Genomic DNA, 16,714 nt, shown 5'->3' on the forward strand with positions numbered 1-16,714 from the left:
CAAAATCATTAATTCCCCAGTTCTAGCTGGTGTCTAACCAATTCAAAATACTTTCCTTTTATTTTAATAAGTTCCTCATGTGTGCCTGTTTCAACAATTCTTCCTTGCTCTAGAACTATAATTTTATCAGCATTTTTAACTGTACTAAGTCTGTGAGCTACAACAACTACCGTTTTTCCATTATAAAATTTATTAAGGTTTTCCATAATTTTTCGTTCATTGATTGTATCTAAGGAATTAGTAGCTTCATCAAAATACATATAATCTGGATTTTTATAAGCCGCTCTAGCAATTAATATTCTTTGCCTTTGACCTTGACTTATGCCATTTCCATTTGCTCCAATTTTAGTATTATATTTTAAAGGTAGTTCATTGATGAAGTCTGAAATATTAGCAATCTTAGTAGCTTCATGAAGCTTTTTAGTATCAGTATAATCATCTGATTCTGCAATATTATTAGCTATACTGTCAGAGAAAATGTATCCATCATGCAATACTGCCCCGCATTTCATTCTCCATTGTTGTTTGTCTAATTGATTAAAATCAACACTTCCTACATGTATTGTACCTTTATATTCTTCATAAAATCCTAGTAGAATTTTTAAAAGTGTTGTCTTGCCACTGCCACTAGAACCAACTATTGCTGTTAGTTTACCAGATTCAATTATACAATTAATACCTATTAATACATCATCTAGTATAGGGGTATATCTAAAATTTAGATCTCGTATGTGGATATTATCAAAAGGTATATCCAAGACTTTATTATTTGTTTCTGGATCCTCATTTGGAAGACTATGAATCTCTCCAAGACGTTCAAGGCTTAGTTTTGCATCTTGACCTGATCTTACAAATTGAATTAATGATTGCAATGGTCCATTTAATTGACCAATAATAAATTGAATTGCAATCATTACACCTAGGCTTATTTTCCCATTTATTACAGCAGATGCTGAAATTATTGTAATTAAGATATCCTTAAGTTGATTAATTGCAAGTCCTCCAATATCCTGGAATTGACTCAATTTAAGAGAATTCATTTTAGCCTTAAATAACTCTGCTTGTGTTTGTGCCCAGTTCCATCTTCTTTTATTTTGACTTCCTTGAAGTTTAATTTCAGTCATACCATGAATAATTTCTATCAAATTATTTTGATTTGCAGAATATCTGGCAAAGAGTTTATAATCAATCTCCTTTCGCTTTTTTAAGAAAACAAAAATCCATATGAAATACAAAAACGATGAGATTAAAAAAATAAAAAAGATCTGAAGATTATAAAATATCAACATAGTACCCAAAACCAATATAGAGAATGTAGCAAATATCACTGATAGTATTGATTGAGTTAAAAAAGATTCTATCCTATTGTGATCTCCTACTCGTTGCATAATATCTCCAGTATGTTTAGACTCAAAATACGAAATGGGAAGTCTCATCAATTTTTGAAGAAAATCAGAAATCAATTGGACATTTACTCTGGTTCCAATATTTAGAAGGATTTGACTTTGTATTAATCTTACGATTATTTGACCAGAATACAAAGCTAATTGTCCAGCTAATATCAAGTAAATAAAATGAATATCTTTCGTTTGTATTCCAACATCAACTATGGATTGAGTAAGTAATGGCATTATTGCCTGTAGTGTTGTTCCAATTAATAGACCAAGTATTAATTGAATTATCAATCTCCTAAAAGGAGAAGCGTACGCTAGTATAAATGATAACCCAAAACTTTTTTTATCTTTTCCATCAGTCTTAGAATAAAAATCCTTATCTGGCTCCAATAATAATGCAATACCTTGATCAGAATCTGAAAGCCATCCCTTTTCAAAATCTTCTCTACTCAAAACAAACTTTCCAGCAGCTGGATCTGCAATATGTACCCGTTTGAAAGTTACTTTATATACAACAATAAAATGACTTTGATTCCAATGAGCAATTAGAGGTAAAGGCGCAGTAACTAAAGTCGCATCTTGAAGATTCTTGCCATATTCAATTTTAACAGCAAGTGTATTAAATCCAATCATTTGTGCTGCACATGCAATACCTTTCAGACTAACACCTTGTCGATCTATTGAGCATTGAGTGCGTAAATATGAAATATTGAATTTCTTTTTATGATATTCAGATACCATATTAAGACACGCAGGTCCACAGTCCATTGAATCATGTTGACTGTAAAAAGGAAATAAAATTTTCATAAGCAATTCAGTCCTCGTTCAAAATATTTGCTATTTAAATATTTTAAAGTTTATAGAATTCAATAGCTTTCTTTTTTAAAGGATTTGTGCTCCACTCACTCCATTGACCAATATAAGGATTATAGCCACATTTTAAAGGCTTACTAAAATAGTCTTCTGGGTCTTCAATAAAAGCACGGCAATCAGTGCAAACATATCTAAATTCACAATCTTTGCATACACTAATTTTATCTTTTGTAATACTCCAGAGTTCAATAAAATCATTTGAAATACATATTTCTTTTATTCTACTATTTTGTATATTTCCATGACTTTTTCGCATTGAAGGACAATTCTTGATTTCTCCATTAAAATCGATTCCTACTTTCCTGTTTAAACAAGTATTAAATTTCAACCCTTCTGATAAGAAATTAATATTCGATAAAAAAATATTTTCTGAAACCACACCACATGAAGTATGAGAATTGACCTCTTCAGATCTTAAAATTAATTCTCCATTTTCGATTCTTGGGTTAATTTTAATATCTTCTCGAAAATTGAAAATTACAATTTGCTTTAAAATATGGAAACTATTAAATAAATTATCCAATTTGCTAATCTTGCTTGGATTGATTTTTGAAATCTCTATAGTACAATTAATAACACTAGACTTATCTAATAAATTTAATATGTTTTCAACTAACTTAAAATTTAATTCATGAAATATTCTTAGTTTCATAAATTCACAACCTAGATCGGTTAAATCATCGAATACATCTTTATAAAATTCAATATGTTTAAAATTAACATCAATAATTGCATTTGAAATTTGACTGGGCCAAAAATAATTCATATCAATTGGAGGAAATTGATTAGGAATTTTTGTAATAAATATAAGGTTTTGCTTAACCAATATTTTTAATAATTTATCAATAGATCCTTTATCATACGATCTATTAATATTATAAATATTCTTGATTTTAACTCCATCAAATTTAAGTATCAAATCAAAAATATTTCTTTCAACTCTAAAATACTTCTTATTTTGATAGTCGATTACTAAACCAAACCTTACACCTTTAACTATTTTAATATTACTAAATATTTTAATATAATCATCCATATGAGCGAGATATTTCTTTGTAAAATGGAAAATCTGAAATTGTCATATTCCCTAAATTCTTCTTATTAATAACTTTATTTTGTTTATTATTCTCACTAATTTTTGTGACTCTAGATTTAATAATAATATAAGGTTCTTTTATTAACTCAATTTTCTTTTGTTGCTTTTTCATAATTAATAAATATTGTATCAGCAATAAATTTCTCAACTTGGTAATTACAGGGGTAAGATAGCCAATCAAATTGCCCACAAGGATTTAGTTCAATAAAATAATATTGATTATTAGTAGTATAAATCATATCTATTGAACCAGCTTTTAATTTTAGTTTACTAAATAGTAATTTTACTTTCTTTAGAATTACTCCTGGCAATTTAAAAGGAATAAGTCTCCATCTTGGCTTATCTAATGTAAAATTTGTTCTTACATCAATATGTTTAATTGGATCTAGAATTGCCATCGTATAGAAAATTCCATTTAAAAACAATACACGAATCTCAAATTCCTTAGAAAGCAATTCTTGCAATAATATTGGAAAAGTAATTTTCTCTAGTTTCGAAATATCTTTAGCCTTTATAACTTTTGTTCCTTGATATCCAGATATCTCTTCGCCATTAACAAAATGAAAAGTGTTACTGATTACTTTTGTAATACTTTCGTGGGATTTTAAAAAGAGCAATAATTCTTTTTTATTACTTGAAACTATAGTTGAAGGAATTGGCAAGCCAACTCTTTTTGCCATTTCTAAATCAACAAGCTTTCTTAAATTGTCAGATCCAGGATAATCTGAAAGTATACTTTCTTTACTTTCAAAAAAATAGATAAATCTTAATAATGCATTTAATTCGGTATCCAGAATTTTATTATACTGCTTATCAATGAAATATTTTGTAAAATCCTCAGAAAAAGAATATGTACCTTGATGGTTAAATAATAATTTATTAGCATTATCAAAGTACTCAATATTTTTATACTTTAAGTCAATATTACTTGATAAATTATTTATTCTAATTGATAAATCACATATTGAATCGCAGTCGTTATAAACAAAATTTAACTTGTAATAATATCTAAGCCATCTAGCTATATTAAATATGCTTATGTTTAATCTAGGGGCATGTAATAATATTTTCACTCTGTTAAATTAAAACATATTTTAATTCTATAACCTTATCAAGAATTTGAATAAATGTATTAAAATATTTATCGAAAATTAAAATTTGATAATAATAAAGACAAGCTAACTTTGACAGGTTAACTTGTCTTCATTATATAAATGTAGAATATTTTAATTACACATCAATATAGTCAATTCCTGTAACCTCGTCACCACCTCCTTCAAGATGATAATCCGTTCCATTTGTTACATTATTCGGATCTCCAAATGTCCAGTAATTAAAGTAGGTTCCTCCGCCGGGTAAAGGGCCTCTTGTATCATTTCCTCTCCAAGTAGCATCACCCAGATTTTTCCATGAGGTTATGCCACCCTTAATTTGGAGGGAATTTTGAAATTCTTTTTCTGTGAAAGTACTAATTTTCAGTTTTTTCATAATAAAATAATTTTAATAATAATTGCTCTATCTTTTTATTCGCACCATTTGACTGACTGCCGGGCAAGAGCATTTTGCAGCTAGTTTCATTAAATGATTTATATAAATAAATTTAGCAAAGATTAAAAATCTAATACTAACCAATGTAAAATTACAGCATTTTTAAGTATGGCTGTTTGGAATTTGTTAATAATTGTTCTAAAATTTAAAACTTAATTTTCTTAATACTAAATCTCAATAATTATTATTAAGAAAAAGAAACTAAATCCAATTGCTTAAGGATTATATTAATTTATTTCATTTCATTTCATTCTTCCTAATTTCGTCATTTAAGGATTTTAAATCATCCTTAAATTTTGGAAAGCCAAAATTATTCCTTCTTTCATCTAAATGATCCGGATGTCCAATTGGGAAAATAATAATCTCGCCATTTATTATTTTATATTGGGTACCAAAAAGCTGTCTCCTTTCTGTTCCAATTAGAAACCGATCAACAAAATATGAATAATTTTCTTTCCCTAATTCACCATTATGTACCGCCACTTCCAATAAATTAAAATAATTAATAAGTTTGTTACTTTGACTATGCAGTATAATAATCAGAGCATAATGTGAATACTTGAGACCGACTAATGACTTTCCAGGGTATCCGTGAATTTTTATAATAGAATCAATTTGACCAATTCGATTTAGATCATTACGATCTAGTTTTTCCGTAGCTTTTTTAAGGACAATGTCAGTATAATGTTTTTTTGATAAATGTTTATCATATTCGATCCTGTCTTTTTGATCAGCAAGATAAATTTGAATTAATTTTTCTTGTAAAGATTTATTATATGTCTTCACAATACTATCCCTAATATGAATCATATATTTATATGCTTTAGGAAAGATTTTTGGATAAATTTTGTTAATATAATTTGTGGTAGCTTTATCTTCTTCAAAATCATTGTAATAAGCATCGTGTGGCCAATTATCGTACGCTAATTTAATGTACTTATATCCAGTATCCTCTTTTCCATTTACGTATTTACCTTTATTTAGCGTTATTAGAGTTATCCTCCATTCATCAGTACTAGTATCCGAATCAATTCTTTCTTGAATTGCTTTATAAACTGAATCCATTTTATAAAGTGAAAAATCATTAACGTCTTGAGCAATTAATTTATAGATGATAGTCAGGTAAATATTAATAATAATGAATAAGAAATTTTTCATTTGTATAAAAATTAAACTTATTTTTAAATGTTTAAAACCATAAATTGTTTCTAAAAGCCTATATAAATTTCTTGCAAGTAATCTATTCATATAGTCTATTGCTGTCTTAAGACTTTCTTTTAACTTTGGTTCAGCTACATAATTAATTAACAAACTTTATTAAATTGTCAGATCCAGGATAATCTGAAAGTATACTTTTTTTACTTTCAAAAAAATAGATAAATCTTAATAATGCATTTAATTCGGTATCCAGAATTTTATTATACTGCTTATCAATGAAATATTTTGTAAAATCCTCAGAAAAAGAATATGTACCTTGATGGTTAAATAATAATTTATTAGCATTATCAAAGTACTCAATATTTTTATACTTTAAGTCAATATTACTTGATAAATTATTTATTCTAATTGATAAATCACTTATTGAATCGCAGTCGTTATAAACAAAATTTAACTTGTAATAATATCTAAGCCATCTAGCTATATTAAATATGCTTATGTTTAATCTAGGGGCATGTAATAATATTTTCACTCTGTTAAATTAAAACATATTTTAATTCTATAACCTTATCAAGAATTTGAATAAATGTATTAAAATATTTATCGAAAATTAAAATTTGATAATAATAAAGACAAGCTAACTTTGACAGGTTAACTTGTCTTCATTATATAAATGTAGAATATTTTAATTACACATCAATATAGTCAATTCCTGTAACCTCGTCACCACCTCCTTCAAGATGATAATCCGTTCCATTTGTTACATTATTCGGATCTCCAAATGTCCAGTAATTAAAGTAGGTTCCTCCGCCGGGTAAAGGGCCTCTTGTATCATTTCCTCTCCAAGTAGCATCACCCAGATTTTTCCATGAGGTTATGCCACCCTTAATTTGGAGGGAATTTTGAAATTCTTTTTCTGTGAAAGTACTAATTTTCAGTTTTTTCATAATAAAATAATTTTAATAATAATTGCTCTATCTTTTTATTCGCACCATTTGACTGACTGCCGGGTAAGAGCATTTTCCCTTTTATTTTATTAATAAAATTGAGTAAAAAAAATAAATATTTATTTGTTATGTAGCAAATTTACAGCTATAAATATTAAAGGTGTTCAGAATTTCTAAATCTGTGTTTAAATATTTTAAATTTAAGATTTCAGAAACTAAATGTTAATTATTAATAATAATTAGAAAGTGAAAATATACACATTAAGTATTGTGGATAAAGTAAATATTATTTTCAGTTAATATTTTATCTTTTTCAACAGCTTTAATGAAAATTGAACTAATAGTGGATCAAATATTTTAGATTAAAATATTCATTTTTTCATTTGATTCTTTCTAAGTTCATCATTTAAGCATTTTAATTCATCCTTAAATTTTAATAGCCCAAATTGTAATACTCCCCAAAATTGAGACCAGAGGTTTAGTATAAAAAAAACACTTAAATTTACTAAACCATATGAAACAAATACGTCGCAAATTTACTTCAGGTTTTAAGGCCCAGGTCGCTTTAGAAGCCATCAAAAACAAAAAGACATTGGCTGAATTAAGTAAGCAATTTGATGTCAATGCTGTTCTGATTTCCAAATGGAAGACAGAATGTCTTGAGAATCTAGGATCTGTCTTTGAAAAGGAAAAATCAACAACTGATAATTCAGAGAATGTAGAAATCGAGAAGCTTTATGCACAAATCGGCCAATTGAAGGTTGAGAATGATTTTTTAAAAAAAAGTTGCAAGAAACTGGGAATATGAAGCAGCGAATAGAGATGGTATCTACGAAATCACAAAAGCTGAGTATTCGTAAGCAGTGTGATTTAATGAATTTTATTAACTTAACTTAATAAACTTTTGGTACAACAAATGGGGAGTATTACATTAGTGTCAAATTCATAAATTTCTTACTTATAACTTTAAATTTCTCCCAAGGAATGTTTTCATACAGTCTATAGCAGTTTTAAGACTTTCGTATAATTTTGTATCAGCTTCATTTTTAACAATATCTTCTTCAATGTTAAGTTTGATTTCAGGTAAAAAAGTTGTAATTGGGATATTTAGTAATAAACTATATGCCTTAAGATGTTCTACATTAATTTGTTGCTTACCATTTTCCAATAAACTTATGGTGGATTTTTGTGTATTAAGATGATCTGCAACTGCTGAAACGGTCAATTTACTAATTTCTCGTTGTTGTTTCATCCGACTAGCAACTAATTGATTATAGTTCACAAGTGTAATTTAAATGTTTAATCAAGGGAAAGAGATATATTTTTAAAATAATTACTTAAATAGGCTCAACATTTTTATAAACTAATTTAATCTATGAATATAATAAATATTTCATATAAAAGAATTTTACGTCTCATGGAAACGAAACGGTTAATGAATAATAAAACCTACAATTCTTAATGATAAAAAATACCATAACTTTACAGATTATTTTCATTATTAAAAGGCCATTTTAAAACATTTTCATGGTTTATCGCGGGCTTTATTAATTATCTAAAATTGTTATTGTCTAATTGGTGACACAAATTGATTGAGAAAAATCATTGCACAAATTATCTTAAATTCAGGGTGCTTACGGGCATCTTAATCCAAATCTAAATTAACAATTTGAAATTACCTAATATTTATTAATTTATTTTAAAAAATATTTAAGCTTTTTTCTAACTTCTAATAATTCAATGAATTACAAATTATCAATTTAACTAAAGACCCAGTAGTTCAAACAAATGCTGCCTTGCGATTTTAAATTTATTGCTTGAAAGCATTTTTAATTTTGATTACTGAATCTTGCGTAATTTATAAACTAAATCTGAAATTGCATCAATCAACTATGAAAATTCAGTAGAAACCCTTATGTTAATGGGTATTTGTTGCAATTAAATTGCAACAAATATGCACTTCAGCAAATTGCCAATCTGGCAATTTCTACCCTCTACACCTTAATACCTACTTCACATAAACTAGGAAAGAAATATTCTTTAACAATTAAAATCTTAGTTTATGAAAAAATCAATTGATCACATTGAGTCAAATCCACTATGGCAAGTAGCTGAAGTCAAAGTCTCGTATTCAAACAAAAGTAAAGTAGTTGAACTACCCATTATCAAATCCTCCAAAGACTCAGAAGCTATCCTTCGAGAGAATTGGGGGAACAATATGGAGCTACTGGAGGAATTCAATGTTTTGTTTCTAAATCGAGCTAACCGAGTAAAAGGAATCTTTAGGCTCTCAAAAGGTGGAACTTGTGGAACTGTAGTAGATTTCAAGATCCTATTCTCTGTAGCCCTTAAAGCTATAACATCAAGTTTGATCCTAGCTCACAATCATCCTTCTGGAAGCCTTCAACCGAGTGATAATGATATTGCCTTAACAAAGAAGGCTAAAGAGGCTGGAAAACTAATCGATATCAATATTCTTGACCATCTAATATTGGTTCCTAATTCTGGCTACTACTCATTTTCAGATGAATGCTTGTTCTTTTGATTCACCTTAAATCTAATTACAATGAAAAAAGTAAATAATACAGAAACAGTTCAGGTTGTTACTAATCAGAAACTAGACCTGTATCAAGAAGTGACCAATAAGATTATCGCCATGCTAGAAAATGGTGTTATACCTTGGCGAAGACCTTGGAATACCTATGGCTTGGCACGAAATTATTTTTCAGGCCATAAATATCGAGGTATCAACTACATCTTGATGAACTTTTCAAGACATAGGATTCCATATTTTCTAACCTTTAATCAGATTAAGGAATTAGGAGCAGTATTGAATGCAGGAGCGAAAGCGGAAAAGGTTATTTATTTCAATCTGACTTACAAGGATTTGGAAGGTAATAAATTGAGTGAAATTGAGGCACAGAGTATTATTAAGGACAAAATGAAAATAGATGTAATTCGAACCATTAAATACTATCCTGTCTTCAATATTGAAGACACAAAAGGTATTCCTATTGAAATGCTAGATTATGAACTCAATCCTAATGAGAAGATTGAAAAGTGTGAAAGTATAGTCGAGAATATGCCTAATAGGCCGGAGATTAAGCTCATAGATTCCGATCATGCCTATTACTTACCTTCAAAGGACTTTATCAACATGCCAATGCTGGCGCAATTCCAATCAAGCTTCGCTTATTATGCTTGCTTATTTCATGAGTTAGCTCATTCGACCGGACATAGATCTAGACTTAATAGAGAAGGAATTGTAAATTCTGAAACTTTTGGAAGCGTGGTTTATAGCACGGAGGAACTTATTGCTGAGATTGGAAGCTCCTATTTATGTTGTATAGCACAAATTGATAATGATCCCCTTTTGCAAAGAAGTTCTTCATATTTGAACGATTGGTTGAAAGTTCTAAAGGAAGATAATCGATTTATCTTTAAAGTAGCTTCACAGGCTCAAAAAGCGGTTGAGTATATGTTAAGCAATGAAAATCTGAACTCATAGGATAAGTGAATACTTATTTCAACGCTTTATATTTCAAATATTCCCTGCAAGGCTTTTGCCTTGTGGGGATTTTTTAAAGTATATTAGATTCAACTAAATTCCCTTTAAATTCTTTAGCTTTTACTCTCATTAACTCTCTTTTTGCTTGAGCTTTTAAAAGTAGATTTCGAAATTTAACAAGTTCCATTTCTTCCTTGTAAATTTGTTGTAATAATTCAAATCTCGATTCTTCTTTTTGATCCAATAATTCCTTCCAAGTTATCTCCATACAAGATTTTATAAGTAAGTTAATGTTAATTCTTCAAATTTATCAAGACATTTTGATTTATATGACGCGACAGAGTTCTTTTGCAAATTCATGAATTGACCTATTTCTTCATTAGAATATCCTTCCAAATAATATTTTATTATTTTACGACAAGTTGGTTGCATTAAACTTAAAATGTGTTCAATATGCTCTAAAGCAATTTTTGATTCAATAATATTTCTAGTTCCTACATTAAAGACTGGACTAACATTTTGGGAAATATCTGTATTTTTCCTTTTTCTCTCCTTTTCAGCAAGGTTTAAGGCGTTTCTTTTAAATATTTGATTTAAAAAAAAGGATTTTAAGTTTGAAATAATTTGACCTCTACTATTGATTTTCCAAACTTCTTCAAGCGATTCATTAAATAAATCATCTAAATGGTGATGTGGCAACCCAGTATTTTTAATTATAAAACTCATAGTTGCCAAATTATCGTAGTAAAATTTATTTACTTGATCCTGGGATTGTAAAATAAATACTTCCAAAGTTTATATATAAAATATTTATAATTCAAATATAATAAAAAGTTGAATTTCAATACTTAATGGATAATAAATTTTTATAAATTATAAAATAATTTAATATAAAGTGCTGAAAATCAATAGAAAAAGTAAAAAATAGTTGGTATTTAAATAAAGAAATGAGGTTCTCACCGGATATAAAAAAAGCTGGTCCCACAAAGTAGAACCAGCCTTGGAATTTGTTTATCGGCTGAAATTTCTGACGATTACACCGATATACAAATGAACGAGGCAAATTTAATGCCTTTCGGGTTAATTCTAACTCTTTTGAAAGGTTAAAGTCAAGTTTTTCTACTGCATGTGGGTATTCGGCATATAAACTAAAAAAATATGCATATGCAAAAGATACCGTCTAATTCCTCTACAAATTCCTTGTTGACTGAACAAATGTTCAGTTTGCTAATTGCAAACCATGCATTCGATGATTCATTGAAAAAATTCAATGAGATTTCATCCTCTCGACATTTAAAACTCAATATCCTAATTCGGGATCAAATAATTGATACTCGGAATAATGACTCCTGTGAGAATCCTTCACCACCATTTAATAATATTTTTTAACATAAATACTTTAAAATTATGAAAAATGACATGTTCTCATTTCAATTTGGACTTCGAGTAGTAGAAATCGAAAATTTTATCACAGCAGAAATCCAAAAAATTAAAGCTAAAGCTCATCAAGATATTGATATAGCAATATCTCAAGGTATTTTGACTATTAACCTACTGCTTCTAGAAATCACTGCTTTCTTCGAAGTATTGAAAGAACATGTAAACCAGAGACTCAATCCTGAGATTGAAAAACTCACTGAAGAAATTTCTCAAACAAATATTGAGGAGTTAAAAGAAATTACAAAATCCAAACAAGATGCAAATCAAAAGAAAATAGGGACTCTGGAAGTTGATGTTAAACGGACTAAGCTCTCTTATGATTGGAAGAATTACAAATGGATCAAAATTGCAATCCTTTCACTTTGTTCTATTGATGCTATGGCCAATTACTCTAGTTTGCAAGTTTTAGTTAGCAATCTATTAGTCGCAATAATTTTGGCATTGGCAGTTGCAATTGGTCTAGCCTTCGGAGCACATATTCTAGGATCCAAAATTAGATTTGCCAAAACATTAAAAGAAAAAGCAATATGGCTTTCAGTTGGATTTATAGGAGCTAGTGCAGTTTTCTTTTACTTAGGAATGCAAAGGCAGGTATTTTCTGATGATGGCTCAACATTTTCTAATTCACCAATTCTTTGGATGTTGTTCAATGACTTCTTCTTTATAATAGCCCTACTCCTCGCTTCAACGAAATTACCCACGAGAGAACAGGTGCTTGAGTTCAATGAGTTCAATGATAAAAAGAATCAAATATTACAATTAAAACACCAAAATGCAGAATTGGATAAAGCCCTTCAAATTGAGGAAAGTAAAGTCAATGAGAATAAACAAAAGCTTGAGGCATTTAAAAAATACAAGGAAGGCCTATTAATGTCATTGGACAAAGAAAAGGAACTACAGCATGCAACGTGCTTAAAAGAGCATGAATTGAAAAATGGAAGAATATTGTTAAATAAAAATTTAAATAATGAAACAAAACTTGCATAGTGTAATATTTATTTTAATCTTTTTAATTGGTCAGTCTTCTTGTAAGACTTTAACTTCGGAAACTATCATAATACTTGATCTAACTGAGGAAACATTTAATCATATTTCTATCAATGAATACAAAATCATTTCTAGTCTAAATGACAATGTATTTAATGGTGAGGTGGTTCGAATTCAGCCTATCACTGAAAATGGATTTAATACTGTGGAATGCCACAAAATTGAAAGGGTGGCATCATCAGCTCTGGGAAATGAATATCAAAGACGTAGTGAATTAAAGAAATTCTATACCTCCATTGATTCAAGTTTACAACTTTTAAAACAAGGTAGAGCCAAGCGAAATGGATCAGTGATTTTCAAAATACTTAGTGAAGAATTGAATCATTTAAATAAGTCGAAAGCAGATAAGAAGATATTAATTATTAATTCTGACCTCATGGAAAATTCATTTATTGATTTTACTACTTCCAGCAATATTGAGAGGATTAGAAATAATCCGAATGAAATTGAAAAGCTTTTAATAGAGAAATATCCTGTTGCCAATTTAAAAGGTATTTCTATATACATCATATACAAGCCAGTTAATAAATGGGATAGCGAGAGATTTGAGATAGTATCTAATTTCTACAAGAAACTATTTGAGTCTAAAGGAGCAATTGTTAATGTAGGTGGAAGTTTAAATTAAGTATATGACAAATCCAATTGTTCAAAGAGTCTTAGAATTGTCCAAAACCTTATTAATTACTGCTTTTAAAATTGCAACATTGCTATTTGCTTTTTCCTGTAAAATACTTGGCTCGATATTAATCAAGACTGGAGAATTGGTTGATAAAATGGTAAGTAGATGATTAGGGTTATTGGATTTGTTTTTGAGATTGTATTTGAATTACTGTCTGAAATAATGACGGGAATATTTGAATTCATTTCTGCATTGTTTGATCAGGAACGGAAGACAGAATTTGATGCTACATTTGTTCCGCCTCATGAAATTATGAGAAAGCAGGATAAAGGATTCTGCTTAACTGGTGAATATTGTCTTTCAATTTCTGAAAGTTATAAAAACGCAATTGCCTTGGGTGGCTCTGGTTCTGGTAAGAGCTCCACAATATTGATCAATAGTGCTTTATTGATGTCAAAAGGAAATTCCAGTTTAATATTTAATGACCCAAGCCATGAAATTCGATTATTAGTTAGTGGAGCCCTTATCGAACTTGGTTACGAAATAAGGGTGATTAATTACAGTAGTTTGAATTCTGAATGCTTTAATCCCTTAAAACGATGCAAGACTATCTCAGATATTCAGAAGCTAGCATCAATTCTTGTCAGAAATGCATTAGGTGATGCTAAAGATCCTTTCTGGAACAAGAGTGCCGAGGCCATTATTTCTCTATTCATCCGCTATCTGATTTTTTATGCTGAACCAGAATTCAGGACTTTATACAATGTTTTGCATTTGATCAATGTATTTGCAGGAAATCCAGAGAAGATAGACAGGTTAATAGTTATAGCGAAGGATGAAAAATTGTTATCAGAATATAAAGCTTTTGTTGCCTACGGCGACAAGACCCTGTCATCAATACTCGCTACAGCCAAAGCATCATTAACTCTATTCACAGACGAAACAGTTGCAAGTATAACTTCAATTGATGCTATTGATTTTTCGGAGTTTCGAACTAAAAGGGTGGCTTTGTTTATAAACAATTCAGTTCCGGATATGCACTATTATGGTGCTTTATCATCTCTTTTCTTCCAGCAATTTCTAAATGATTTATTGATACGAATTCCGTCAAAGAATGAGAACAATATCTTTTTTCTTTTAGATGAAGCATCTTCCATGTATCTACCAGGTCTGTCAACAACCATATCGAATATCCGGAAATACAATAGCGGAATACTTCTGATCTATCAGGATTATCATCAATTGGAACACGTATACGGAACTTATGAAGCAAAAAACATAACAGCCAATTGCTATGCAAAAGTCTATTTGCCCGGACAACCAATTGAAACATGCAAAATGCTGGAAACCACACTTGGAAAGTTTGAGTATGAAGATGAAAATGAAGTACGGCATATTCGCCAATTGATGACAGCAGATGAGATTAGAATGTCTGATAGAGCAATTGTATTGATCGGAAATAAGCCACCGATTCATGCAAAGCTTAGACCTTTTTACAACGATTGGAAGTTAAGCTCATTGACTAACCTACCACCTTATGAGCCTTCTAATAAGCTACCATTTGATATTCCTCCCTTAATTCAGTTGGATGAAAAGAAGAAAGCTTAATGCCAAGAGCAATTTATTTTCCTTTCTTAATTCCAGTGGCATCCTTGAGAATGGTACACATGATCAAATTCAAAAAGTAAGAGCCGAGTTTTGGAGAGAGTATAAAAGGAAGTGGAGAAATGCTAAACGTAAATCGGAGAAGGAAATTACTATTTCATTTACCCTAGATGAATTCAAAGAAATAAGCATTGAATCTAAGCGACATAATCTTTCTCGAACTAAATTTATTAAGAAAGCTTGTTTCGCATATATTAATAATATTTTCCTTGTGCCCGATTCAAAGGAAGTAAAAAGAATTGCTCAACAATTATCAATGACATACAACTCAATTCAGGAATTAATAGAAGAAAATAGTATTGAATTCAAATCAGGTAGATCAATTTTGGAAGCCATTATTAAATTGGAACGAGAAATACTACCGGTATTAAATAATCCAAAGTCTTTAGAAGCATTAATTAAAGAGCATTTTTTGAAAAATCCGAATAATAAAAACGTATTGATTGAATACATTAATTCAATATGATTCTAAAGAATCTCACAAGAAGATCAAATACCGGCCAATTAGTAAATTATCTTTTCAAACAGGAAAAAGATAACAAACCCAAACCCGTTCTAAAACATAATTTAAGAAGTCGAACAACCAAAGGCTGGACAAAAGAATTGGATAAAAATTTTGAATTAAGATTAAATAGACGGAAAGACAACATCCGCCTTCATCATACAATCATCTCGTTTTCGAACAAGGATAAAAAACAGATCAATACGGAATTGTTAAAGGACATAACCAAAAAATACATCGAACTTCGAGGCAAAGACAACCTCTATCTCGCTTCATCCCATCATGACAAAGAGCATATTCACCTTCATATAGTTATGTCCTCTACCAAATTAATCACCGGTGAATCCAATAGAATTTCAAGGCAGGAATTCAGAGAATTGAAACTCGCTTTGGACGAGTATCAAAAAGTAAAATATCCTGAACTTGTAAATAGCCTGCCTGCTCATGGGAAATCACAAAAACTCCAGCTTACAGATCCGGAGCAGAAGCTTCAGGATCGGGAAGGAAAATTATCACAAAAGCAAGTGCTTTTGGAAACCGTGCAAACGGTTTATAGCAGATCCAAATCGCTTGATAATTTTCTTTCTGAGCTAAAATCGGAGGGGTATAATTCTTATAGTAGGGGTGGCAAAATATATGGAGTGGAAGATGAATCCGGAAGACATTACCGCTTTAAAACTCTCGGTTTTGACCTCAAGAAGCTGGAGGAAATAGACCGGCAAGCTCAAGAAGAAGCAAGACAACTTCAAGAGCTTGCCAATCTAAGGGATGCAAAAAATTCGGATCGGGAGCAGGATAATGAAGGGTATGAACGTGAGATTCAAGAGGAAAATGAAGACCAGACTGAAGACCCAGAATCAGACTATTCAAATGAAGAAACCGAAATACAAGGACAAGATGACGAAGATGGCTAGGGC

General features: G+C 29.8%; 18 protein-coding genes. 8 read left to right on the top strand and 10 right to left on the bottom strand.

What is annotated here, in order from left to right; all coding sequences use genetic code 11:
• Positions 1-8 precede the first annotated feature (8 nt).
• The 7 genes from IPJ83_14920 to IPJ83_14950 all read right to left on the bottom strand — a co-directional run bounded on the left by IPJ83_14920 (position 9) and on the right by IPJ83_14950 (position 7,016).
• Entirely contained in the window at positions 9-2,201 is a 2,193-nt protein-coding gene (locus tag IPJ83_14920; GenBank protein ID MBK7881830.1) for a peptidase domain-containing ABC transporter, read from the bottom strand.
• A gap of 43 nt (positions 2,202-2,244) precedes the next feature.
• A complete protein-coding gene (gene gwsS / locus IPJ83_14925; GenBank protein MBK7881831.1) occupies positions 2,245-3,303 on the bottom strand; it encodes a grasp-with-spasm system SPASM domain peptide maturase in 1,059 nt (352 codons plus the stop codon).
• A gap of 146 nt (positions 3,304-3,449) precedes the next feature.
• Positions 3,450-4,436, bottom strand: a complete 987-nt coding sequence (locus IPJ83_14930) for a hypothetical protein (protein ID MBK7881832.1) — start codon at positions 4,434-4,436, stop codon at positions 3,450-3,452.
• 157 nt (positions 4,437-4,593) lie between these two features.
• Entirely contained in the window at positions 4,594-4,851 is a 258-nt protein-coding gene (locus tag IPJ83_14935; GenBank protein MBK7881833.1) for a hypothetical protein, read from the bottom strand.
• 297 nt (positions 4,852-5,148) lie between these two features.
• The gene (locus IPJ83_14940) at positions 5,149-6,159 is read right to left on the bottom strand and encodes a hypothetical protein (GenBank protein ID MBK7881834.1); all 1,011 of its coding nucleotides are present in this window, start codon (positions 6,157-6,159) and stop codon (positions 5,149-5,151) included.
• 52 nt (positions 6,160-6,211) lie between these two features.
• Positions 6,212-6,601, bottom strand: coding sequence for a hypothetical protein (locus IPJ83_14945; GenBank protein MBK7881835.1), 390 nt, complete (start codon positions 6,599-6,601; stop codon positions 6,212-6,214).
• A gap of 157 nt (positions 6,602-6,758) precedes the next feature.
• On the bottom strand, positions 6,759-7,016 hold the full coding sequence (locus tag IPJ83_14950) for a hypothetical protein (protein ID MBK7881836.1): 258 nt from the start codon (positions 7,014-7,016) through the stop codon (positions 6,759-6,761).
• A gap of 514 nt (positions 7,017-7,530) precedes the next feature.
• Between IPJ83_14950 and IPJ83_14955 the strand changes: the two genes are divergently transcribed.
• A complete protein-coding gene (locus tag IPJ83_14955; GenBank protein MBK7881837.1) occupies positions 7,531-7,824 on the top strand; it encodes a transposase in 294 nt (97 codons plus the stop codon).
• A 150-nt stretch (positions 7,825-7,974) separates the two neighbouring features.
• Here IPJ83_14955 and IPJ83_14960 read toward each other — a convergent pair whose 3' ends face one another.
• A complete protein-coding gene (locus IPJ83_14960) occupies positions 7,975-8,298 on the bottom strand; it encodes a helix-turn-helix transcriptional regulator (GenBank protein MBK7881838.1) in 324 nt (107 codons plus the stop codon).
• Between the two features lie 780 nt (positions 8,299-9,078).
• Between IPJ83_14960 and IPJ83_14965 the strand changes: the two genes are divergently transcribed.
• On the top strand, positions 9,079-9,561 hold the full coding sequence (locus IPJ83_14965; protein ID MBK7881839.1) for a JAB domain-containing protein: 483 nt from the start codon (positions 9,079-9,081) through the stop codon (positions 9,559-9,561).
• Between the two features lie 21 nt (positions 9,562-9,582).
• On the top strand, positions 9,583-10,524 hold the full coding sequence (locus IPJ83_14970; GenBank protein ID MBK7881840.1) for a DUF1738 domain-containing protein: 942 nt from the start codon (positions 9,583-9,585) through the stop codon (positions 10,522-10,524).
• A gap of 73 nt (positions 10,525-10,597) precedes the next feature.
• Here IPJ83_14970 and IPJ83_14975 read toward each other — a convergent pair whose 3' ends face one another.
• Positions 10,598-10,792: a hypothetical protein gene (locus tag IPJ83_14975; GenBank protein ID MBK7881841.1), complete on the bottom strand. Its 195-nt coding sequence runs from the start codon at positions 10,790-10,792 to the stop codon at positions 10,598-10,600.
• 8 nt (positions 10,793-10,800) lie between these two features.
• The gene (locus IPJ83_14980; protein MBK7881842.1) at positions 10,801-11,316 is read right to left on the bottom strand and encodes a sigma-70 family RNA polymerase sigma factor; all 516 of its coding nucleotides are present in this window, start codon (positions 11,314-11,316) and stop codon (positions 10,801-10,803) included.
• 615 nt (positions 11,317-11,931) lie between these two features.
• On the opposite strand from IPJ83_14980, the gene IPJ83_14985 reads away from it, so the two are divergent.
• From IPJ83_14985 to IPJ83_15005, 5 genes are all read left to right on the top strand, one after another.
• Entirely contained in the window at positions 11,932-12,951 is a 1,020-nt protein-coding gene (locus tag IPJ83_14985; GenBank protein MBK7881843.1) for a hypothetical protein, read from the top strand.
• Complete coding sequence (locus IPJ83_14990) at positions 12,932-13,636, top strand: hypothetical protein (GenBank protein MBK7881844.1); 705 nt, start codon at positions 12,932-12,934, stop codon at positions 13,634-13,636. Before IPJ83_14985 ends, IPJ83_14990 begins: the two co-directional genes overlap by 20 nt.
• 159 nt (positions 13,637-13,795) lie before the next feature.
• Complete coding sequence (locus tag IPJ83_14995) at positions 13,796-15,238, top strand: type IV secretory system conjugative DNA transfer family protein (protein MBK7881845.1); 1,443 nt, start codon at positions 13,796-13,798, stop codon at positions 15,236-15,238.
• Positions 15,219-15,761, top strand: coding sequence for a hypothetical protein (locus tag IPJ83_15000; protein MBK7881846.1), 543 nt, complete (start codon positions 15,219-15,221; stop codon positions 15,759-15,761). Before IPJ83_14995 ends, IPJ83_15000 begins: the two co-directional genes overlap by 20 nt.
• Positions 15,758-16,711: a relaxase/mobilization nuclease domain-containing protein gene (locus IPJ83_15005; GenBank protein MBK7881847.1), complete on the top strand. Its 954-nt coding sequence runs from the start codon at positions 15,758-15,760 to the stop codon at positions 16,709-16,711. Before IPJ83_15000 ends, IPJ83_15005 begins: the two co-directional genes overlap by 4 nt.
• Positions 16,712-16,714: the final 3 nt, after the last annotated feature.

This window comes from Candidatus Vicinibacter proximus (assembly GCA_016713905.1).
In the GTDB taxonomy this organism is placed as follows: Bacteria; Bacteroidota; Bacteroidia; order Chitinophagales; family Saprospiraceae; genus Vicinibacter; species Vicinibacter proximus.